Origin of the sequence: Rhodanobacter glycinis, from assembly GCF_900114325.1 — a bacterium.
Lineage (GTDB): Bacteria > Pseudomonadota > Gammaproteobacteria > Xanthomonadales > Rhodanobacteraceae > Rhodanobacter_A > Rhodanobacter_A glycinis.
In genome coordinates, this window is sequence record NZ_FOSR01000001.1 from 1 (window position 1) to 20818 (window position 20818).

Consider the following 20818-nt stretch of genomic DNA (forward strand, 5'->3'; position numbering starts at 1 on the left):
AGAGTTTTTCTATCGCAGCAGGTGCATGTCCGTTTGGGTGAAGACCCTTTTCCAGGTTCCGGGCGCACGCCTCCCGTCGCGGCTCACGTTGGCGATGGATTCCACCACTCGCCAATGCCGCCGAGTCGGATCAGGTTGTATGCCGCAAACGTCCACGTCACCCAACCACGCACCTTGGGCAGCGATACCAGCGGCAACTTGTCCAGCCCGCCAACAGTCTTGATCCAGCCAAAACCCTGCTCGATGCGCTTGCGTACCTGAAGACTCATCGCGTACCCCTTGCCGCGCGCCTTGCGCGCATCGATGGCGCTACGCCGGCACTCGAACTTGAGAAAGGCTCTCAAGTGTTGTCGTCATCAGTGCTGACACTCGATGTTTGCCAAGTCGCCGCTGAATTCGCTTAATATTTTCGACGACCAACTGATGGCCATTTTTCCCCGGACGAGGCCGGTTCTTATTGTGGAGCGAAGCGGGTCCATCGAGACTGGTGCTCAGATCAACGCCGTGAGTCGAGCAGAATTCGATAACCTCATCCGTAAGAAAGCTGAGGTTCGTTGCAATCACGAAGCGAAGGTCGCGTTTAAACGTCTCGTTTAGACTTTCCGCTCTTCCAACGATGTATTGGATGAGAGGGAAATTAAGAAGCGGCTCACCACCTTGAAATTCGATTTTGATCGAGGGGTTCGGGCTCAGAAAGACCATATCAACAGCACGGTCGGCTGTCTCTTTGCTCATGTCAAAAGCCATTTTGTCGTCAGTCTGGCGCGATACCTGGCAGTAAGGGCATGAATAGTCGCAGCGCAGCGTGACAACAAAGATGTGCAGGCCCGTGAAGTGAGAAGCCTGTGTGAGCTTGGTTCGATACTTCAGCCCGAGAAGAGGCAATGCCGCTTGGCTGTCCTCGTCATAGATGAAGTGCTTGGACTTCAGATCGTCGTAGAGTGATGTACCTGACACCAGTCTATGTTCAACAAGATCCTCGATGAGGTTGCGGCCGAGCACCAAGTATTCGCCGACCATGTTGCTGACAACATAGCGTTCACTGTTGAGGGCGGTGAAGCGAAGCGGCAGCAGCCGATAACCACGCTCTTCCGTCTGGCGAAAGTGCGAGAGATCCTTGAACTTTCTACTCAGCATTAGCCACTGATCAACTTCGACCGCGAGAACGTGTATGAGAGGATCAGGTTGCGTTCCGTGGACGTTTGTTGGGCGATGCGCTCGCGCAGTGACTGATCCATCACTTCATTCACAAGGACCTTTCCGAGCTCATCGGCAGTGATGCTGGCATCTTCAAAAAGTGTAGCTTTCGCGCAAAGAGAACCCGAGGCACTTCGGCTTATCGCTATAGATGCCAGATCTGAATACTTCAAAGATGCCCTCTGGAGAGTATCCAGTGAGTAGACCGACTCGTCGAACTCAATCTCTACGCTATCACCCACCAATCGGGCGGGGATACGGATGCCCGTCATCAGACAAAACTGCTGGACGTGTGGCTGGAATGGCTGGAGTGGGATGCATGAGACGAGTGACTTTCATGACTTGCAAAAGCGACCTGTTGATCGGCTGGAGCAATGGTCAAGTCGGGAACCAAGGTGGTCGGGTTGGCAGGTAAGCTACCTGCAACCACGGCAGCCACCTGATGATTCTGGGTGGGAAGATTCGTGGCCAACGCTGGAGCAGCGAGCAGTGCGGCCGCAAGAGCGGCGGTACTGCTAAGAAAAAGACGAGTTTTCATGACAATCCCCCTAATACCGGGGTCGAAGATATGCCGAGTTATTACCGTGGTCAAGCAGACTGCGGGCGGCTCCGCGGAACGGCTGCTTCTGGCCGATTCCAGCCCAGCCCGAACGGCGAGCCCTCAGCGGTGAGCATTCGGAGTGCCCTGATCACATGTGACTGGAACGGGTGATTGCGCTGGCCGGAATGCGTATCCGGCAGGTCCCGCGTGTGTTTCGCGGCGCACGTGCTGGCTTCAGGCGGCATCCGTTGCGGGTTTTGCCTGCCTCTTTTCTTTTTTGCTCACCCGCACAGGCCTATGCTCGGGAGACTGCGGCGTTGCCGCGTTACCCCGGAGTCGTGTCATGAGGAAGCCATTCACATGTTGTCTGCCGGTTTTCCTGCTTGCGGTGGCCTTGCCGATGGGCGCATCGGCGGCGGATGCAAGTAGTGCGGTATCCAAGCAGATGGCCACGGCGGATGCCCATGCCGGCATGGCCCTGGGTGCGACCAGTCTGAAGATGACGCACACGCACCTGCACCACGTCGTCAATTGCCTGGTGGGGCCGGACGGCAAGGGGTTCGATGCCAAGGCCGGCGATCCGTGCAAGGGCATGGGGCAGGGCGCCATCGTCGACGCCAAGGGCGATGCCGCTGCCGAAGCCACCTTGCATACGGCGCTGAGCCAGGCACGGCAAGGCCTGAAGGCCACCACCCTGGATGGCGCGCACGCGGATGCCAAGAAAGCCTTCGCCACCCTGCAGGCCAAGTAGGCACGGCTTGTTGGCGCGATGGGACCGTTGGCGTCACGTGGGGTGTGCCGATTGTGGAAAAGGGCAGGCAGGCATGCCTGCCCTTTTGCTGCGGTGATGTAACCACCATCTCTGCCGTAGCGAAATGTACGCAGGAGGTAAGCCATGTCCGACTATCGCAAGACACCTGAAGCCCTGTCGCGCCTGACGCCCGAGCAATATCGGGTGACCCAGGAGAGCGCCACCGAACGTCCCGGTACCGGCGAGTACCTGCACAACAAGGCCCCCGGCATCTATGTCGACGTGGTGTCGGGCGAGCCGCTGTTTGCTTCGTCCGACAAGTTCGACTCGCATTGCGGTTGGCCCAGCTTCACCAAGCCGATCGTGCCGGCCAACGTGAGCGAATTGCATGACCGCACGCACGGCATGATTCGCACTGAAGTACGCTCGGCCCATGGCGATAGCCACCTCGGCCATGTCTTCCCGGATGGTCCGGTCGACCGCGGTGGCCTGCGTTATTGCATCAACTCGGCGTCGCTGCGCTTCGTGCCGCGCGAAGCGATGGCGGCCGAGGGCTACGGTGCGTATCTGGACCAGGTGGAGGACGCGTCATGAGCACCGAGCGCGCGGTATTCGCGGGGGGGTGTTTCTGGGGCATGCAGGAACTGATCCGCCAACAGCCCGGCGTGGTTTCCACGCGCGTGGGTTACGCCGGCGGTGACGTCGCGAATGCGACCTACCGCCATCACGGCACGCATGCCGAGGCGGTCGAGATCCTGTTCGATCCGGCGCGCACGGACTATCGCACGCTGCTGGAGTTCTTCTTCCAGATCCACGACCCGAGCACATCGAACCGGCAGGGCAATGATCGCGGCAGTTCGTACCGCTCGATGATCCTCTACACCAGCGAGGCGCAGAAGCGCATCGCGGAGGACACCATCGCCGACGTGGATGCCTCGGGCCTGTGGCCGGGCAAGGTGGTGACCGAACTGGTACCCGCGGGCGACTTCTGGGAAGCCGAGCCGGAGCATCAGGATTACCTGCAGCATTTTCCGGATGGCTATACCTGCCACTTCGTGCGGCCGGGCTGGACGTTGCCGCGCCGACAGGGCATGGCGTAACGGGCGCGTTATCCGTGGGCATGGATTGCGCATGCCCACGGCCATTCAAGCCTCCACGCGGGCCCGTAGTCGTTCCAGGGCCTGGTCCCATTGCCGGCTGACCTGTTCGAGCGAGCGTCGTGCAGCCTCCAGCGGCGCAGGCTCGAATGCCCAGCGACGCTCGCGCCCCATTCGCGCGTCCTGCACCAGCCCGACATCGGCCAGTACTTGCAGGTGGCGGGTGACGGCCTGGCGAGTGATGGCGGTGCCGGCCGTGAGCTGGGCGATGGACAACGCGCCCCCTGTGCACAGCGCGGCGACCAGCCGCAAGCGGGTGGGGTCGCCCAGTGCCGCGAAGACGGCGGCGTGCTGCTGCAGTACGGGCGTTCGCCTGGACCGTGTTGCAGGGGCGGGTTCAGTGCGTGACGACATAGGCCTCGATGTTCCCCATCTGCACGTCCCAGCCGTGGCTGTTCATGCGGAATGCCTCGTTGCGCCGCTCCGGCGGGATGCGGTCGAAGCCGGATTCCACGAGCCGCAGCAGGGTTCCGCCGGGTGCGTCTTCAAGGGTGAATTCCACCAGCGTAGTGGGCTCGTGCGAATAGTCCACGGCCGGGTCGATCGCATAGGGATGCCAGCGGAAAGCCAGGCGCCGCTCGGGCTCGATGCGCTCGATCACGACGCTCCACACCATGTGCTCGGAGCCCGGCCAGGTGATGTGGCCTTCCACGCGCTGGCCCTCCGCGAAGTGCTTGCCCCTGAGGTCCACGCGGAACCATTCGCCGAATGACTCGGCCTCGGCCAGTGCTCGCCAGACCCGGGAGCGGGGCGCTTTCAGGAAGACCTGGCGTTCGATGCGATCGGTGGTCGATGGGTTCATGGGATGGCCCGTGCGGGTAATCAGGATTACATGCAACATTCAAGTTGCATGTTGCGCCGAATGATTCAAAAGGGCAACTTTCCTGTTGCATGAAAATCCACGCCGGATGTCGAGGCGGGCGCCTCCCGCCAGCGGATTCCTCGTCTCAGTCGCGATCGGGCGCGCCGAGCGGGAAGTAATGACGATACGGTCGGGCCTCGTCCACCGCGCGGGCAAATGAAGGGCGCGCCAGCAGGCGCTGGCGATAGGCATGCACATGGCGGAAGTGGGCGCCGATGCGGTGCGTCCAGTCGGCATAGAACAGGAACGGTGCCGCACCGCAATCGGCCAGGCTGAAGGTGTCGCCGACGGCCCATGTGCGACCTGCCATGCGACGGTCGAGCCAGGCATAGGCGGTGTCGAGGGTGGCTTTTGCCCGGGTCACACCGGTCGGGTCACGTTGATCCTCTTGCCGCAGGCTGTCGTCCACCACCTTTTGTATAGGCGTCGAGATGTAGTTGTCGAAGAAGCGATCCAGCATGCGCACGTCCAGCGCGGTTTCCGCGTCCGCGGGAATCAGGCGTGTCGGGCCCGGATAGTGCAAATCCAGGTATTCGACGACACAGTTGGCTTCGAGTATGACGTGCCCGCCATCGACCAGAATCGGGAAGCGTTTGATGGGCCACGCGGCAGCCAGCTCGGCCTGGGCGTCGGCATCTTCCAGCGAACGATAGTCGAAGCGTGTGTCGTTTTCGTACAGCGCCACCAGCGCCTTCTGGCTGTAGGAGGAGAACGGGTGGGCATAGAGTCGGGGCAGGGCGGGTGTCATTGACGTATCCGTTGGCGGGTTTGTCATGGCGACGATCCGGCGAGGAGGAAATCGACATCCCGCTGCGCGGATCGCCGACTGGGATGGCGTGCGGTGCCGCCGTCACCGGGCGGATCTTCGTCGCGCAAATGCCGCCGGCTGTGCTTTCATGGCGTGGTGACCACGAGACAGGATGTTCTTCGATGACCGAGACGATTTCGCAACGAGTGCCCCGCGATCACTGGCTGATACAGTTTCGCAGGCATCCTTCGGCCTTGCTGCTGCTGGCGCAGCTGCTATGCATTCCGTTGTATCCCTTGGTGGAAGACATGCACGCGGCACGCATGCTGCTGGGCATCTTCGGCGTGGTGATCCTGCTGCTGGCGTTGCGCATGATCCGCTACACCTCTGCGCGCATCTGGCCAGGGGTATGCCTTGCCGTGCTGGCGGTGCTGGCGAGCGGCTTTTACCTCGGCGGCGGCCATGACGAGCTGCGCGCGTGGCATGCGGGGCTGGAGGCGCTGTTCTACTTCTACGCAGCCAGTCGCCTGATCGCGTACATGCTGGCCGACCGCCGGGCGACCTCCGACGAACTGTTTGCGGCCGGCGCCACTTTCACCCTGCTGGTATGGGCCTTCGCGTATCTGCTGGTGTTGTGCGTGGCCTTGCAGCCAGCGTCCGTTTCTACAGGCACGGCATCGCCGGCCAACTGGAGCGACCTGATGTTCCTCAGCTTCGTCATGCTGTCCTGCACCGGCATCGGCGACGTGGTGCCGGTCGGTGGCATGGCCAAGGCGGTGAGCGATCTGGAGATGTTCACCGGCGTGATGTACGTGGCGCTGGTGGTGTCGCGGCTGATCGGCCTGTCGGTGGCACAGGACAAGCGCTGAAGTTTGTTCTGTGGAATACCGGGCGACTCAAAGGTCGAGTCACCCGGCATCAAGCCGACGTCAACGGACCAGGCGCAGCGCTTGATGGCGCGAGTGTCGCGTGGATGGGCGGCTCAGCGTGCGCACGTTCGGCACCGGCGGCTGTTGTGCTTCCTGCAACAGGTTGAGCAAGGTTTCGCCGTAAATCAGTTCGACCGGCTTGCCGACGACGAGCTTCCATGCCGGCTCGGTGTAATCGCCGATGGCGAGGATGCGCGCGGAGCCCGCATGCTGGATCAGCATATGCGCGTGCACGTCGTGGACCGCGTCGACATCGAGCGAGCGCTGGCGCCAGCCGCGGCACTGCACCAGCACGGTGGCACCGTTGCGATAGAGCAGCAGTTCCGCCAATCCGGCCTCGTCGCGCAAGCTGTCTTCCACCACGTAGCCGCGACGGTGGAAGGCCTCGATGATGTTTTCCTCGAAGGTGGCTTGGGGTAGGGCGGCCAGTCGATCGAGCTGATGGCGGATATCCAGGCGGTGCCGGCGCTGACGGTAGCCGGGAGCGGTAAACGCCGCGACGAGCCAGCAGGCGCCCAGCCATGTCCAGGCAAGCAGGTCATGCTCGTGGCCACCGACCGGCATCAGTGCCGCGTGGCTACCCGAGCCGTAATGCGTGGCGAGGCAAACAACCAGACCGATCAGGACACCGACCGGCCAGCGCATCAGGACCATCATTTCGACGCCGTGCATTGCCTGCTTTGCCATCAACTCCTCCGAGCCATGGGCATGTGGAATGACGATAGCGCGTGGTCGCCCGAATGGCAGCGTGCGCTGCGACATAAGGTCGCATGAGGCGAGAGGCCCCGCGTAGCAAGGGCTCGCAGGCAATCGCCGGGCTTGATTGGTGCGCCGCACTAAGCGAGCGGCTGCGGATGGCTGCATCTGTCCGACACGGTTGCCGCATGGCGCGAAACAAAGGGTTGCCCGGCCCGACATCGGCCTGTGCTCTTCAGCGCGACAGGTCGACCAGCGTTCCGGTGTGCAGGCGATTGCCACCTTGCCGCTTGGCGCGGTACATCGCTTCATCGGCACTGCGAATCAACTGCTCGCGACTCTCGCCGTGCGAAGGAAAGAACGCGATGCCGATGCTCGCCGCCACTTCCAGGCGATGGTGGCCGATCGCATAGGGATGATGCAGCGCCAGACGGATCTTGGTGGCGACGGTGGTTGCATCCCCGGGCAGGCGAAGATGGCCGAGCAACACGACGAATTCATCTCCGCCGAACCGGCCGATGGTGTCCGACTCGCGCACGCATTGCCGAAGCCGGGCGGCAACCTCGCGCAACAGCATGTCGCCGGCGTCGTGACCGTAGTTGTCGTTCACCCGCTTGAAGCGATCAAGGTCGATATAGAGCAAGGCCAGGGGTTCGCCTTCGCGGCGGGCGCGGGCCATCGCGACATCGAGTCGGTCGTGGAACAGTTCGCGGTTGGGCAGGTCGGTGAGCGGGTCGTGTTGCGCCACGTGTTGCAGGCGTGCCTCGGCCTGCTTGCGTTCGATGGCGGAGGCGACCTGGATGGAGACGAATTGCAGCAGGGTCTTGTCGTGTTCGGTGTAGCGCACGTCGCCGGCATAGGTTTGCACCACCAGCGCGCCGATGACACCGCGCCGTGCGCGCAGCGGCACGCCGAGCCAGTCCAGCGCCTGGTGGCCGGTCAGGCACCGACCGCCTGCGCGAAGCGCCTGGCACTGGTCGGACGTGAGCAGCATGGCCTTGCCGGTGCGCACCACTTCGACGCTGAGTGCGTCCGAGTCCATGGGCTGCGATTCCGGTACGCCATCGTGCTCGTCGACGAAGTAGGGGTAGTCGAGCCGGTCGTGTTGCTCGTCGCGCAGGGCGACGAAGAAATTCCGGGCCGGCAGCAGGTCGCCGACAATGCGGTGGATCTGCTGGAACAGCGCCATCAGATCGCGGGTGGTGAAGGCGGCTTCCGAGACGGCATACAGCGCGGCCTGGATGGTTTCGGCGCGCTTCAGTTCGGTGATGTCGCGCGCCACCGCTATGCGTGCCTGATCTGCTTCGGACCAGCACGCCGACCACATGATGTGGACGATTTGCCCGTCCTTGCGCACATAGCGGTTCTGGAAGTTCAGCAGGGGTTTGCCGCGCATGACGTCTCCGGCCGCCAGCAACGTGCGCTTGCGATCATCCGGATGAACCAGGTCGATCATCGGCTTGCCGATGATTTCCGCGGGCGTGTAGCCAAAGATGCGTTCGAAGGCGGCGCTGGCGTGAAGGTAACGGCCCTCGGTATCCACCACGCAGACGGCATCGAGCAGCAGGTCGGTGATGTTGGCCAGCGAGGTGGGGGCGGATTTTTCCATGGGGCGATGGCATGGGACAGGCCCTGCCGGCATTCCGGACGCGGCGATGGTTTCCACTTTAGCGTGAAAAACCGGATCGAATGGACGTTTCCGGCAGGTGCGTCCGTTCCGCGCATCGGCGGGCTGTATCGGGTGCCGTGCGCGTGCGTGGCCAGTGGATTTGCGCGATGAGGATATCGTTGTCATCCGTGCATGACCCGCAAGCCCTCCGCGTCATGTGACGCTGCCTCACCTAGTGTGAAGAGACGCTGCGCGAAGTGGGCATGCCGGCCTGTGAAGAAGGTCGGCTCATCGGGTTGTCGGGGGCGTGGTCACTTGCGTGCCTGCTCAAATTCCGGCGGCTGCGGCAGACCTGCTTTGCCTTGAATGATGAACGGACACTTGCGTCTGGGTGACGCTGTCGTCAGGCGGAATCTTATTTGCCGGTTAAAGGTGGCGGGCATTTGTGCGACGTGCATCGCGCTACGACGTCGCACAGGGCGGTTATGCCTGCAATTCACTAGACAACGTTGTCATTGCGGTCTAGTAATGGCCAGGCTTGACCCACGACACGCAGTAGAGGCAAGGACGCGGCGAGGCGGCTGTCCCCAAGCGGCCATCAGGATCGATGGCTGTCGTTCGCCTTGGTAACGCATTCGTAGCGATGTATCCCAACCGGAGACAGTTCAATGCATGCCAAACGATCGGAAAAATGGTCGCGCCTTGCCCTCGGCACCCTGAGCGGCGCCATCGGCACGGCCTTGTCGGTAAGTTTGCTGGCCATGGCGCCAGTGCAGACGGCACACGCAGGGGTTGCCGCAGAGCAGGCCTGTGCGGCCAGCTGGAACTCGACCACCGCTTACAGCGGCGGTGCCACCGCCAGCGAAAACGGTGTCAATTACCGCGCCAACTGGTGGACCCAGGGCAACGATCCGGCCACCAGCAACGGTGCCAGCGGCAGTGGCCAGCCGTGGACGTCACAAGGGGCCTGCGGTGGCGGTTCGCCCAGCCCGACGCCCACACCAACGCCTACCCCGACGCCCACGCCGTCGCCTTCGGGTAGTTGCGACGCCGCGTGGAACGCGACGACGGCTTACAACGGTGGTGCCACCGTCAGCGAGAATGGTGAGAACTACAAGGCCAACTGGTGGACGCAAGGCAACGATCCGGCCACCAGCAGCGGTGCCAGCGGCAGTGGCCAGCCGTGGACGCCGATCGGTTCGTGCAGTGGCGGTTCGCCCAGCCCGACCCCCACGCCGACGCCTACTCCAACCCCCACGCCGACACCGACACCGACACCGACACCGACGCCCACCCCGTCGCCGAGCGGTTTGCTGTTCAGTCCCTACAAGGACGTCACCATCAATGCCAACTGGAACACCGACGGCATGCAGACGGCCGTCACCGGCACCGTGATGCCCGTTGTCGGTAGCGGCAGCCTGGTGTCCACGGTGGAGCCGAACCTGGGAGCGATCACGCTGGCCTTTGCCACCGGCGAATGTGGTAGCGAGAACTGGGGCGGCATTCCGGCCGCGGGTTTTGCCAGCGCCAATATCCCGGCACTGGACAGTGCAGGTGTGGACTATGTCGTTTCCACCGGTGGTCAGGCAGGCGTGTTCTCCTGCTCCAGCGAGTCGGGCATGGCGCAGTTCCTGTCGCGCTACATGTCGCCGCACATGGTCGGCGTGGACTTCGACATCGAAGGCGGCCAGTCGGCAGCGACGATCACCAACCTGGTGGCCTCGGTAGCGTATGCGGAAACGCTGTATCCGAACCTGCGCTATTCCTTCACCTTGCAGACGCTGGCAGCGTCGGATGGCAGCTACGGCGGCCTGAACACGCTGGGCAATTCGGTGATGCAGGCGATCAAGGCTGCCAATCTGCAGAACTACACCATCAACCTGATGGTGATGGATTACGGCAGCACGGGCCCGGGCCTGTGCGTGGTGGTTGGCGGCAGCTGCGACATGGGGCAATCGGCGATCCAGGCAGTGACGAACCTGGAACACACCTATGGCGTTCCGGCCAGCAAGATCGAGCTGACTCCGGACCTCGGCATCAACGACACGTCCAGCGAGGTTTTCACGCTGTCCAACGTGGATACGATCGTCAATTACGCCAAGGCCAACGGTCTGGCGGGCCTGCACTTCTGGTCGCTGGATCGCGACAACTCGTCGGGCCCGGGGGCTACCGGTGACGGGATCAGCGGTCCGCCGCTGCAGTACACCAACCGCTTCCTGCACGACCTGGGACGCTGAGGGCAAAGTAAAGGGGAAGAGTCGGCCGGGCCATGTGCCCGGCCGGCTTTTTTGCGGGCTTCGAGAACCGGCAGGCGGAGGTTTCCCGAAGTGTCCCGTTCGGCGCATGCCGTGTTGCGGGTGACTCATCCGGGTCTTTCCGTGCGTACGGCCCGGAGCGGTCGTGACCACGGAATTTCGCGATGCTTTTCGCGCGACCTTCGCTGATGCGCTTGTGGGGTGGTGCGACTTGCCATTAGAGTTCGCGGCTTCAAATGCGAAAGATTCTCATGTCCATCCGTCACAATGTCCTCAAGTTCGTGCGCCAGTTCCACCTCTATCTGGGCGTCTTCACCGCGCCGGCGTTGTTGTTCTTCGCGTTCACCGGTGGCCTGCAGACGTTCAGCCTGCACGAGACGCAGCGCGGCAGCGACTACACGCCGCCAGCGTGGCTGGTGACGATGGCGCAATTGCACAAGAAGCAGACCATGGTCGTGCCGGTGCGTCGGAAGCGTCCGGCGCCGACGATGCCGATTGCCGGCGCCGACGAGCGTGGTGCGGCGGCTGTCGCCCGAGCCGGCGCCGAGGCACCGCGTCCGACGATACGGACGCGCCATGCGTTGCCACTGAAGATCTTCGTGGGACTGGTGGCGCTGGCCTTGTTTCTTTCCACGCTGACCGGGCTCTACATGGCGTATCGCTATACCCGCAACCAGCGGCTGGTCAGCGGCGTGCTGGTGGCGGGCGTGGTGGTGCCGGTGTTGCTGGCGCTGTTCTGATTCCGGATTCGCGGGCTGGCCCGGCAAATATCGAGCGCGCATGCCTCGCGTCGGCATCGCGACTGACGGTTCGCCCGGGCGGATTACGCCGCCGGGATGAACGATTCGACGGCAGGCAAGTCATAACAACTGGGCAAGTGGAAAAAGCAGCGCAGTGCCTGCGCAAGCCATGGACGCTGCGTCGCGGCCGGCACCCCGTGCCAGCCGGGCGAATGGTGCAGGGAACTTGCCCGATGGGCTGACGCGAAAAGCCAGTGAAATGACAGTTTTCCGGAGTTTCCTGAGGTATCGACGCAACGCGGGGCAATACAGTGAGCAAACAGAGTTCGGCAGGTAGTTGGGTGGTGGCCGTGATCGTGGTGGTCATCGTGATTGCGGCAGGTGGTTACATGGCGTATCGCGCCATGCATCCGGCAGCGCCGGCGTCCGAGGCCATGCCGGCAACGTCGGCCAGTGCGGCGACAACGCCCGCTGCCGAGCCGATCCAGCACCCCATTTCACAGGCGTCGGCTCCGGCCAGCGCCTCGACCGCGCCACTCCCCGCACTGGATGACAGCGATGCCAGCGTGTTGTCTGCATTGCAGGGTCTGGCCGGTGGCCAGGACCTGGATTCGTTGCTGATCCATGGCCAGATCGTCGAGCGCATCGTGGCCACTGTCGATGCATTGCCGCGTCACGCGCTGGGTCGTTCCGTCCTGCCGGTGCATGCGCCGAAGGGAACGTTCGCGGTCACCCAGGCGCAGGGTGCCACCGTGATGGATGCACGCAATGCCGAGCGCTACGCGCCCTATATGCAGTTGCTGAAAGGCATGGACAGCAAGGCGCTGGTCGATTGGTATGTCCACGCATATCCGTTGTTCCAGCAGGCTTATCGCCAGCTGGGTTATCCGAAGGGTTACTTCAATGATCGCCTGGTGACGGTGATCGACAACCTGCTAGCCACGCCGGACCTGGCCCAGGCACCGGCATTGACGCCGGTGAACGGCCATTACGAATACGCCAACCCTGCGCTGGAATCGCTGTCGGTCGGGCAGAAGATGCTGTTGCGTGCGGGGCCGGCCGACGAGGCCGCGATCAAGGCCAAGTTGCGTGACGTACGCGCGCAGCTGACCGGGAAGACCTTGCCCGCGGTGAAGTGAAATGCACGCGCCACGCCTTGGAGCGTGGCGCGTGCAATCGTCAGGTGGCGACGGTCGGGGTTTCGAACGGCAGGCGCACGGCGCCGACGTGGGTGACGGAAGCCTCGACCCGGGTGAGCTGATCCTCCGGAACGTCGACCACCACCAGAATATGGCCACTGTCGATCTCGCTCTTGAAGCGGCGATCCACCGGGTCGGCGATTCCGGCACCGGCCACCGCGCTCATGCAGCCGCCGGCGATCGCGCCGATCACGCAGGTGGCTATCGCGCCTTCGAGTGGAAATCCCGAGGCAGGGATCAACAGTCCGGCAATCAGGCCCAGCACCAAGCCGCCAATGCCGCCCCACAGCGCGCCACGCCAAAGCGCCGGGTAGAAATCATTGCGGTTATGCAGCCGTTGCCCGGGGCGGCTGAGCTTCTGGATGTCCTTGCGAGCCAGCAGGCCGATGTCGTCGTCATCGATGCCGGCCTGGTGGGCCGCCTGCATGGCCGCGCGAGCGGTGGGCAAGTCGTTGGTGCGAAATACGCAGCGATTCTTCATGGGGCCCTCCCTTCGATGGGACCGGCGGCATGTCACGGGCCGGTCGTGCAGCGCGGATGGAGCGCGCCGGAATGGTCGAGTCCCATCCTTCGCTGCACGGGGTAAGCGGCGCGTGACAGTGGCATCAAGCTTGCGCGACTGCGGCCGCGTGCACGGCTTTCGGTTATTTGTCGTTGTGGTTGCCGTTGCGGAAGAAACGTTCGCGTACGCGTTCTTCCCGGTGGTAATGGGTGTACGGCTTGAGCAGGTCGTAACGGGTGACCATGCCGAGCAGGCGGCGGCCATCGGCATCGACGACCGGGATGCGGTCGAGCTTTTCCACCGCGGCGCGGATGGCCACGCTCTTGCAACTTTCACCGGGGAAGGCGACCACCGGGTCCTTGCCCAGCAGGTCGGCCAGGCAGGCAGTGCCGGCTTCGTCGGCCTGCAGCATGCGCGCCATTTCGTTGCGATCGAGCATGTTGAGCAAATGGCCGTCCGCATCGGTGACCGGGTAGGCACGGTATTTCTGGTCGGTGCCGAAGTGGCTGCGTGCGGCTTCACGTACCAGGGTGTCGCCGGGAATGGTCAGCATCTCGGTGGTCATCACGTCTTTCACCGCCATGTGCTCCAGCCGATCCACCGAGTATTCGCGGAAGATGTCGAAGCCGCGCCGGGCGATCTTCTCGGTGAGGATCGAGCGTTTCATCAGGAACACGCTGACGCCGTAGGCGGCGGTGCACGCCACCAGCAATGCGGGCAGTGCGCTGGCGTTGTGGGTGAGTTCCAGCGCGAACAGGATCGGCATGAACGGCATGCGCATGACGCCGGCCATCAGTGCGCTCATGCCCAGCAGCGGCCACAGCAGGGGATCGGCACCGGGAAAAAACAGCGCTTCCAGGCCGCCCAGGCCTGCGCCCAGCGCCAGCAGCGGCGCCAGGATGCCACCGGAGGTTCCCGAGGCGAGGTAGATGATCCACATCAGCGATTTGGCGATCATGAACACCACGATCGCCATGCCGATGATCTTGCCGGTCAGCAGTTCGTCGATCACGCCGTAGCCGACACCCAGCGCCTTCGGTTCCAGCAGGCCGCCAATGCCGACCGCCAGCGCGCCGATGGCCGGCCACCACATCCAGTGGACCGGCAGTTTGTGGAACAGGTCTTCGGTCTTGTAGATCATCGCCGACAGCAGCGTGGCGAACAGGCCCGCCAGCACGCCGCAGACGGCGGCCATGCCCAGCTCGCCCAGTTGCGGATGGAACTGCACGGCCAGCGGAAACAGCGGGCCGGGGCCGATCAGGAGCGGCCGCAACGCGGCGGCGACGAAGCAGGCGATTGCTACCGGAATGGTGCTGCGCGGACGCAGTTCGAACAGCAGCAATTCCACCGCCAGCAGGGTGGCCGAAATCGGCGTGGCAAAGGTCGCCGCCATGCCGGCGCAGGCGCCGGCCACCAGCAGCGTGCGGCGCTCGATCGAGGTGAGGTAGAAGGTCTGGCCGAACAGCGAGCCGACCGCGCCGCCGGTCATGATGATCGGCCCTTCCGCGCCGAACGGACCACCGGTGCCGATGGCAATGGCGGCCGACAACGGTTTCAGTATCGCCACCTTGAGCAGCATCTTGCTTTGTCGGAACAGGATGGCTTCCAGCGCTTCGGGAATGCCGTGGCCGCGGATGCGTTCGGTGCCGAAGCGGGCCATCAGGCCGATGATCAGGCCGCCGACGATCGGTGCCAGCACAATCACCCATGCCGGCGCGCCGAACGCGGACGGCGCGGTGAAATCGAACGACCATTGTCCGGCGAAGGCGAGGTGGGTCACCAGACCGATCATGCGATACAGCAGCCATGCGACCAGGGCGGCGGCGATGCCGACGAAGATCGCCATGAAGGAAAGCTTGAGGATGCTCACGCTGGGGCGAAAATCGCTCTGGCTGAGCGTGTCCTGCTTCCACTTCTCGTAGATGCGTCGAAAGCGGTGCGTGATGCCGGTCATGGGGTGTCCCGTATGACAAAGCCTGTTCACGATTTTCGAACAGCCGTCCCGGTGAAAGGCAAGGCGGCCAAATCAGGGTAGCGGATTCGTGCGCCGGCATCAGGTGGTTTGATGCCGGCCTGGACAGGGTGGGGATCCATGCCGAAAGACATGTCACCCGATGGCGGGTTTGGGTCCACAATGACGAACCCCACACTCGTTGCCGGAGTACGTCATGCGTCCCACTGTGCTTGCTGTGCTGGTTGCGTTAACCCTTCCTGCCGCGGCGATGGCCGCCGCGCCTGTCCATACCCATGCCCATCACCACGCCAGCGGCGCGGTGCCGGCCTATGTCACCGCCGCCATGCACGACCCGGCACGCCAGGCCGATGCGTCCAACGACGCGCGCCGCAAGATGGCTGCCGTGATGACCTTTGCTGAGGTGAAGCCGGGCGAAAAGGTGCTGGAGCTGGTCCCCGGCAGTGGCTACTGGACGCGCGTGTTCAGCGCCATCGTGGGTCCGACGGGCCACGTCTACACGGTGTGGCCGAGCGAGATGGCGAAGTTCTCGACCAAGAGCCTGGACAACTGGCGCAAGCTGTCGGCCACGCCCCATTACGCCAACGTCAGCGTGCTGGAGCAGCCGGCGGCGATGCTCAGCGTGCCGGCAAAGGTCGACCTGGTCTTCACCTCGCAGAACTACCACGACTACCACGATCCGTTCATGGGCCCGGTGGACATGATGAAGTTCGACAAGGAAGTGTTCGATGCGCTCAAGCCCGGCGGCCTGTTCGTGGTGATCGACCACGTGGCGCCGGCCGGTTCCGGCATCAGCGACACCAATACGCTGCACCGCATCGATCCAGCCGTGGTGAAGCAGGAAGCGGAGTCGGCCGGTTTCGTCTTCGACGGTTCCAGCAAGGCGCTGCACAACCCCGCCGATCCGCTCACCGTCAAGGTGTTCGACAAGTCGATACGCGGTCATACCGACCAGTTCATCTACCGCTTCCGCAAGCCGGCGCAATAAGCGGCACGACGCTGGCTGTAATCGCCCGAGCCACTGATTGTAGGAGCGCACCCTGTGCGCGAATGCTCTCCTTGGGGTTTGTGACCAAAGCCTCGCGCACAGGTTGCGCTCCTACGCGGTCAGGCGAAGTATTGCCTGGCCGTAGTTCGTGCGACGGGAGTTAATGCAGTCCGCGCCACATCGCGTCGAGCAGCTCGTCGCTCGGGTCCAGGCTTTGCTCCCAGTACATGATGCCGCCCAGATGGTGTGCCTTGACGAAGGCAGCCTTGGCGGCGATGGACTGCGGATCATCGTAGGTGATGAAACGGCGCGTTTTGGCGTTCCACAGCCACGGCGCCTGCGCGGCGCCATCCCAGTAGCGCACATAGCCGTGCTTGCCGATGTAGTCGGCCTTGAGTTTCGGCCACGGCAGCATGCCCTGGAAGTGGTCGTAGCGCTGGTACAGGCCGTGGTGTGCCGGCTGCACGCCGGCGAATTCGCGGCCGTAGAACGCTGCGCCGATCACCAGTTTGCGTGCCGGTACGCCAGCTGCGAGGAATTGTTCGACGGCGCGGTCGGTGGTGCGGCCGTCACCAGCGATAAGTGCGGAGGCGTGCAATCCGGTGTGGTGACCGGTGGTAGGCGTCATCGCGTTGACGAAGTCGTAAGTCATCAGGTTGAACCAGTCCAGCGTCGGCGCCACCGCAGCAAGGTCGATGCCATTGACGAACGGGCCGTCGGCTGCGGCAATGCTCAGCGTGTAGTGCTTCGTGCCAGTGCGGCCTTGCGCGGCACCGAGCCGGTCCAGGCTGGCGCGGATCGCTTTCAGCAGCAGGGTGAAATGGGCGCGATCCTGCGGACTGGAATGGATGCCGGACTCGTGGTGTTCCGGATATTCCCAGTCCACGTCGAGGCCATCGGCATCGTGCGTGGCCACCAGTTGCGCGGCGCTGTCCGCGAACGCCTGGCGACCGGCGGCGGTGCTGGCCGCTTCGGAAAAACCGCCCACGCTCCAGCCGCCCACCGAGATATCCACCTGCAATGACGGGTGGGGCGCTTTCAGCGCGGTGAGCTGGTGCAAACGCTCGGCGCTGGCATGGTCGAGCACCACCCGGCCATCCTTCAGTTGCGCGAATGCGAAGATCAGCGTGTCGATCTTGCCGATGTCCTTGTCCTGCACCGGATTCCAGCGGCTGGCGTAGCCGACGATGCGGTAGTGCGGAGCCGTGGCCTGCGCCCCTGCGCCGAACAGCACGGCGGCGACAAGCAGGGCGGTGAACATGTGGCGAAGCGGTCGGAGCTGGCGCATCGGTTCGGTTCCTGGCGGGATGTCCGATCTTGGCAGCCACGGCAGCGACAGCCAAGCGTGGATGCGTGGATGGATGGCCAAACGCATCACGGTGGCACGGCACGCTTGACGGAGTGGGCGGTCGATCGGGTATACCTCGCCCCATGAGTACGCCACCGAACGATGTTCCCGCCAAGTCATTCGTAGACGATCCGCCGCCGCGCCGACCGGTCGAGCCCGATCCTGCCGACTGCTGTGGCGAAGGCTGCGTGCCGTGCGTGTTCGACCGTTACGACGCGGCACTGGAACGCTACCGCGACGCGCTGGCGGCATGGCGCGAGCGGCATCCGGGCGTCGATCCCGATGCGTGAGTCCACGGTACGCCGGTGTGGCGGAGCGGCGCTTGTCGGGACGCTGGTGTTCGTTGCCGTGGCAGTAGTCGTGCAATGGTTGCGCCCTGACCTGGATTGGCTGGACGCACCGCTGAGTTTCTACCTGCTGGGCGGGTACGGGCATGTGCTGCAGGCGGCTTATGTCGTGCTTGCTTGCGCCTTGGTCTGCCTGGGCGGCGGCTTTTATGGCGCCTTGCGGCGCGAGGCACGCAGCTTGGCGCCATGGTCGCTGTTTACGTACGCTGCGTCCGCATTGGTGGTCACGGCGCTGGCGCACAGCAATCTGCCGGGACACGCGCCGACGCTGCAAGGTTTGGTGCATGGTGTTGCGGCGCAGGCGGCCTTCCTGGGTGCCACGGTGGCGATGTTGTTGCAGTCGTGGCGATTACGCGACGATGCGCGCTGGCGATCGCGTTTCCGTTTTGCCTTCGCGCTTGCGCTGGTGTGCTTCGTCGGACTGTGGGTAGATGCAATATGGAAGGGCATGCCACGCGGATTGGAGCAGAAGTTGCTGATCGCGCTGATCGTATGGTGGCTGTTGTGCGCGGCGTGGTGGCTGTGGCGCGCGAAGAATGGGCCGGGAGCGAACAGGTGAGGTACGGCTAGATTGCCTGACCCCACCCCGGCCCTCCCCTGCGACCGAAGGAAGTCCCTTGGGGCCGGCAGGGGAGGGGGTAAGTGGCAGCCCTCGATTAGTTCACGCCGTAGAGTTTCTTGACGTCCTTCACCAGCAGCGCCTGGCTGTCCTTGCGCGCGTAGAACATGTGGCCGCCCGGGTACTCCTTCACCTGCACGCGATTCGGGTCGCCCATTGCCGGCATCTGGTCGACGATCAGCAGCGAGGCCATGAACGGGCAGGACAGGTCGTCCCAGCCGTGGCCGATCAGCACGCGCAGGTTCGGATCGTTGGCCACCGATTCGCGCAGTTGCGACACCGAGCCGTCGCGGGCGTCATCGTCTTCGTGCCACAGCCGGTTCACCTTGTAGCTGAGTGCGTTGTAGCGGCCGTCGAACTTCCAGCCCACGGTCTGGGTGACGAAATTGACCATCGCGGTGGTGGTCGGCGCGATGATGCCGTTGAGGATCGGGTCGCCGGTGCGCTGGTGCGGCGCATACGGGAACGGGTCCCATGCGGTGACGTTGGAATCGTAGCGGCTGCCCAGCTTGCCTTCGGCGCGGTACACCTCGCGCAGATAGGCCTGGGTTTCGATGCGACCGCCGGAGCGCTTCACGAAGGTGGGGTCCAGGCCGGTCAGCTCAGTGACCTTCTGGATCATCGCGGCGGTGGCGGCCGGGTTGGAGCGACCCTGCATCAGCGTGCTGGCATAGGTGGTGCGGGTGTAGTCGATGATCGGCTGCATCGCCGCGTCGGTGAGCTTGCCCTCGCGCTCCAGGTGCGCGGCGGCGATCGAGGGCAGGGTGAGCATCCACGGCAGCGGCGAGACGTTCTCGTCGTCCGACGCACCCGGGTCCAGATACGGCGACAGCAGCACCACGCCCTTCATCGCCACGCCGAGCTGGGTTTGCAGGTAATCGGTGATACGCGGACCGCGGAAGCCACCATAGCTTTCGCCGACGAGGTACTTGGGCGACTCCATGCGGCCGTTCTTCACCAGCCAGTCGTAGACGATGCGCGACAGGTACTTGATGTCGGTGTCGGTGCTGTAGAAATCCTTGGTGGCCTGCTTGTCGTCCACCAGCGCGCGGCTGTAGCCGGTGCCAACCGGGTCGATGAACACCAGGTCGGTGAAGCCGAGCCAGGTGCCCGGGTTGTCGTGCAGCGTGGCAGGTTCGGACGGGGTGTCGCCGGCCACGCCGAAGTCCACCTTCTTCGGGCCGATCGCGCCAAGGTTGAGATACACCGACGAGGCGCCGGGGCCGCCGTTGACCGCGAAGGTCACCGGGCGGTGCTTGCCGGGCATGGTGTAGGCGGTGAACACGACCTGGGCGATGATCTTGCCCTTCTCGTCGCGCACCGGCAGCGAGCCCACCGTCACCGTGTACTTCAGCGTGCGGCCATCGACCCGGGTGCTCTGCGTCACGTGCGCATCGGCAGGGAAGGCCGGCAGGTTGAAGCCGTTGGCGCTGCCGGCATCCTGCGTGGCAGCGGGGTGATGGTTGTCGGCGGCCAGCACGGAAGGCGTCTGCAGTCCGGCGATGATCAGGGCAGCCAGCAGGGCGGCTTGCAGGGGCTTGTGCACGATGAAACCTCGACGATGGAAGAAAACCTTCCAAGCCTAGTGGCCAGGATCCGGCATGACGTGTGCCCAAAGGCATGGGTCGCGGTCTTGCCGGCGTGCGATATGGACGGCCATTTGCATGGAAATGAGACGTCCGACATTGCCCGCACGTGCCGCGTCGGCTACATTTCCGAGCTTATGCTTAAGATGGGGGATCATCCATGAAACGTATTGCATGGGCCATGGGGGCCTGCATGCTTGTTGCCGCGTGCAGCCACGATGTGCGTCTGGCGGTGCCGCTTGGCAACATGGTTACGCCGGGTACGGCGCCGTGGCTGCAGGTGTCGCAGGGGCCGGAGCAGATCGAGGTGAAGGGGCTGGAGCAGAAGCTGGTGCTGACGCCGGCGCCGGCATTGGCCACGGCCTTGCAGTCCGCGCTTGGCAAGTCGTTGCAGCCCGATTATTTCACTGACCTGACCGTGAGCTGCGATTCACTCGACGCCCGCATGAAGGTCGACCAGGAGGATGCGCCGGGCAAGGTGGCGATGGACCTGTCGCTTCGTTGCACGATCAACGAGCGCGGCTTCGTCACGCATGGAGCCTATTCGGCCGCGCCGGTTACCGATGTCGCCGCGAATGCGGGGTCCGGTGCCTACGCCCGCGCGCTGCCGGTGCTGCTGGATGCCGCCGCGAAGGATATCGCCGGGCACCTTCACGCCGACATTGCGGCGAACAAGGGCAATCCGCACCACTGACGCCGGCTTGCGCCCGCGCCGCGACGGATCGGGCGGGCGCATTCGCGCATCCGGCTGGCAATCCGGGTGAGATGCCCC

Annotated in this window: 24 protein-coding genes; 11 read left to right on the forward strand and 13 right to left on the reverse strand. The window is 63.9% G+C overall.

What is annotated here, in order from left to right:
• Positions 1-83 precede the first annotated feature (83 nt).
• From BMY90_RS00005 to BMY90_RS17150, 4 genes are read right to left on the reverse strand one after another with little or no spacing between them, the layout of a single operon-like run.
• A complete protein-coding gene (locus BMY90_RS00005; protein WP_425438635.1) occupies positions 84-344 on the reverse strand; it encodes a transposase in 261 nt (86 codons plus the stop codon).
• Complete coding sequence (locus BMY90_RS00010) at positions 310-1137, reverse strand: radical SAM protein (protein WP_217638539.1); 828 nt, start codon at positions 1135-1137, stop codon at positions 310-312. Before BMY90_RS00010 ends, BMY90_RS00005 begins: the two co-directional genes overlap by 35 nt.
• On the reverse strand, positions 1137-1469 hold the full coding sequence (locus BMY90_RS00015) for a hypothetical protein (protein WP_092700204.1): 333 nt from the start codon (positions 1467-1469) through the stop codon (positions 1137-1139). Before BMY90_RS00015 ends, BMY90_RS00010 begins: the two co-directional genes overlap by 1 nt.
• Entirely contained in the window at positions 1469-1735 is a 267-nt protein-coding gene (locus BMY90_RS17150; protein WP_175481456.1) for a hypothetical protein, read from the reverse strand. The genes BMY90_RS00015 and BMY90_RS17150 overlap by 1 nt, the downstream gene beginning before the upstream one ends.
• 346 nt (positions 1736-2081) lie before the next feature.
• Here BMY90_RS17150 and BMY90_RS00020 point away from each other — a divergent pair, with 346 nt between their 5' ends.
• The 3 genes from BMY90_RS00020 (at position 2082) to msrA (ending at position 3589) form a co-directional block, all read left to right on the forward strand.
• Entirely contained in the window at positions 2082-2489 is a 408-nt protein-coding gene (locus BMY90_RS00020; protein WP_008213123.1) for a hypothetical protein, read from the forward strand.
• Positions 2490-2633: 144 nt separating this feature from the next.
• On the forward strand, positions 2634-3083 hold the full coding sequence (msrB, locus tag BMY90_RS00025) for a peptide-methionine (R)-S-oxide reductase MsrB (protein ID WP_092700210.1): 450 nt from the start codon (positions 2634-2636) through the stop codon (positions 3081-3083).
• Positions 3080-3589 carry a peptide-methionine (S)-S-oxide reductase MsrA gene (gene msrA / locus BMY90_RS00030; RefSeq protein WP_092700213.1) on the forward strand — a complete coding sequence of 170 codons (510 nt, stop codon included), beginning with the start codon at positions 3080-3082 and terminating at the stop codon, positions 3587-3589. Before msrB ends, msrA begins: the two co-directional genes overlap by 4 nt.
• 45 nt (positions 3590-3634) lie before the next feature.
• Here msrA and BMY90_RS00035 read toward each other — a convergent pair whose 3' ends face one another.
• The 3 genes from BMY90_RS00035 to BMY90_RS00045 form a co-directional block, all read right to left on the reverse strand.
• A complete protein-coding gene (locus BMY90_RS00035; protein WP_092700215.1) occupies positions 3635-4000 on the reverse strand; it encodes an ArsR/SmtB family transcription factor in 366 nt (121 codons plus the stop codon).
• Positions 3984-4448, reverse strand: coding sequence for an SRPBCC family protein (locus BMY90_RS00040; protein ID WP_092701013.1), 465 nt, complete (start codon positions 4446-4448; stop codon positions 3984-3986). Before BMY90_RS00040 ends, BMY90_RS00035 begins: the two co-directional genes overlap by 17 nt.
• A gap of 145 nt (positions 4449-4593) precedes the next feature.
• Positions 4594-5256: a glutathione S-transferase family protein gene (locus BMY90_RS00045; protein ID WP_092700218.1), complete on the reverse strand. Its 663-nt coding sequence runs from the start codon at positions 5254-5256 to the stop codon at positions 4594-4596.
• A 182-nt stretch (positions 5257-5438) separates the two neighbouring features.
• Here BMY90_RS00045 and BMY90_RS00050 point away from each other — a divergent pair, with 182 nt between their 5' ends.
• The gene (locus BMY90_RS00050) at positions 5439-6125 is read left to right on the forward strand and encodes an ion channel (protein WP_008213112.1); all 687 of its coding nucleotides are present in this window, start codon (positions 5439-5441) and stop codon (positions 6123-6125) included.
• A 60-nt stretch (positions 6126-6185) separates the two neighbouring features.
• Here the strand turns inward: BMY90_RS00050 and BMY90_RS00055 are convergent, their stop codons facing one another.
• On the reverse strand, positions 6186-6872 hold the full coding sequence (locus tag BMY90_RS00055; RefSeq protein ID WP_175481457.1) for a restriction endonuclease: 687 nt from the start codon (positions 6870-6872) through the stop codon (positions 6186-6188).
• A 244-nt stretch (positions 6873-7116) separates the two neighbouring features.
• Positions 7117-8490 carry a sensor domain-containing protein gene (locus BMY90_RS00060; protein ID WP_092700223.1) on the reverse strand — a complete coding sequence of 458 codons (1374 nt, stop codon included), beginning with the start codon at positions 8488-8490 and terminating at the stop codon, positions 7117-7119.
• Between the two features lie 668 nt (positions 8491-9158).
• Here BMY90_RS00060 and BMY90_RS00065 point away from each other — a divergent pair.
• The 3 genes from BMY90_RS00065 to BMY90_RS00075 all read left to right on the forward strand — a co-directional run bounded on the left by BMY90_RS00065 (position 9159) and on the right by BMY90_RS00075 (position 12624).
• Positions 9159-10727 carry a carbohydrate-binding protein gene (locus BMY90_RS00065; protein WP_092700226.1) on the forward strand — a complete coding sequence of 523 codons (1569 nt, stop codon included), beginning with the start codon at positions 9159-9161 and terminating at the stop codon, positions 10725-10727.
• A 269-nt stretch (positions 10728-10996) separates the two neighbouring features.
• Positions 10997-11485 carry a PepSY domain-containing protein gene (locus BMY90_RS00070; RefSeq protein ID WP_008213103.1) on the forward strand — a complete coding sequence of 163 codons (489 nt, stop codon included), beginning with the start codon at positions 10997-10999 and terminating at the stop codon, positions 11483-11485.
• A gap of 311 nt (positions 11486-11796) precedes the next feature.
• Entirely contained in the window at positions 11797-12624 is an 828-nt protein-coding gene (locus tag BMY90_RS00075) for a DUF3014 domain-containing protein (RefSeq protein WP_092700229.1), read from the forward strand.
• A gap of 40 nt (positions 12625-12664) precedes the next feature.
• Here BMY90_RS00075 and BMY90_RS00080 read toward each other — a convergent pair whose 3' ends face one another.
• Positions 12665-13165, reverse strand: coding sequence for a DUF1269 domain-containing protein (locus BMY90_RS00080; RefSeq protein WP_008213100.1), 501 nt, complete (start codon positions 13163-13165; stop codon positions 12665-12667).
• A 163-nt stretch (positions 13166-13328) separates the two neighbouring features.
• Positions 13329-15140: a chloride channel protein gene (locus BMY90_RS00085; RefSeq protein WP_092700232.1), complete on the reverse strand. Its 1812-nt coding sequence runs from the start codon at positions 15138-15140 to the stop codon at positions 13329-13331.
• 214 nt (positions 15141-15354) lie between these two features.
• Between BMY90_RS00085 and BMY90_RS00090 the strand changes: the two genes are divergently transcribed.
• The gene (locus BMY90_RS00090; protein ID WP_092700235.1) at positions 15355-16146 is read left to right on the forward strand and encodes a class I SAM-dependent methyltransferase; all 792 of its coding nucleotides are present in this window, start codon (positions 15355-15357) and stop codon (positions 16144-16146) included.
• Positions 16147-16306: 160 nt separating this feature from the next.
• Here BMY90_RS00090 and BMY90_RS00095 read toward each other — a convergent pair whose 3' ends face one another.
• A complete protein-coding gene (locus BMY90_RS00095; RefSeq protein ID WP_245734763.1) occupies positions 16307-17434 on the reverse strand; it encodes a glycoside hydrolase family 18 protein in 1128 nt (375 codons plus the stop codon).
• A gap of 143 nt (positions 17435-17577) precedes the next feature.
• On the opposite strand from BMY90_RS00095, the gene BMY90_RS00100 reads away from it, so the two are divergent.
• Together BMY90_RS00100 and BMY90_RS00105 are read left to right on the forward strand one after the other, a co-directional pair.
• Positions 17578-17784 (forward strand): oxidoreductase-like domain-containing protein, encoded by a 207-nt coding sequence (locus BMY90_RS00100; RefSeq protein WP_092700241.1) that lies wholly within the window; start codon positions 17578-17580, stop codon positions 17782-17784.
• Positions 17777-18400 carry a DUF998 domain-containing protein gene (locus BMY90_RS00105; RefSeq protein WP_092700244.1) on the forward strand — a complete coding sequence of 208 codons (624 nt, stop codon included), beginning with the start codon at positions 17777-17779 and terminating at the stop codon, positions 18398-18400. The genes BMY90_RS00100 and BMY90_RS00105 overlap by 8 nt, the downstream gene beginning before the upstream one ends.
• 97 nt (positions 18401-18497) lie before the next feature.
• Here BMY90_RS00105 and BMY90_RS00110 read toward each other — a convergent pair whose 3' ends face one another.
• On the reverse strand, positions 18498-20006 hold the full coding sequence (locus BMY90_RS00110; protein WP_092700247.1) for a S10 family peptidase: 1509 nt from the start codon (positions 20004-20006) through the stop codon (positions 18498-18500).
• A gap of 200 nt (positions 20007-20206) precedes the next feature.
• Between BMY90_RS00110 and BMY90_RS17155 the strand changes: the two genes are divergently transcribed.
• Positions 20207-20740, forward strand: a complete 534-nt coding sequence (locus BMY90_RS17155) for a hypothetical protein (protein ID WP_092700250.1) — start codon at positions 20207-20209, stop codon at positions 20738-20740.
• The last annotated feature ends 78 nt before the right edge of the window (positions 20741-20818 follow it).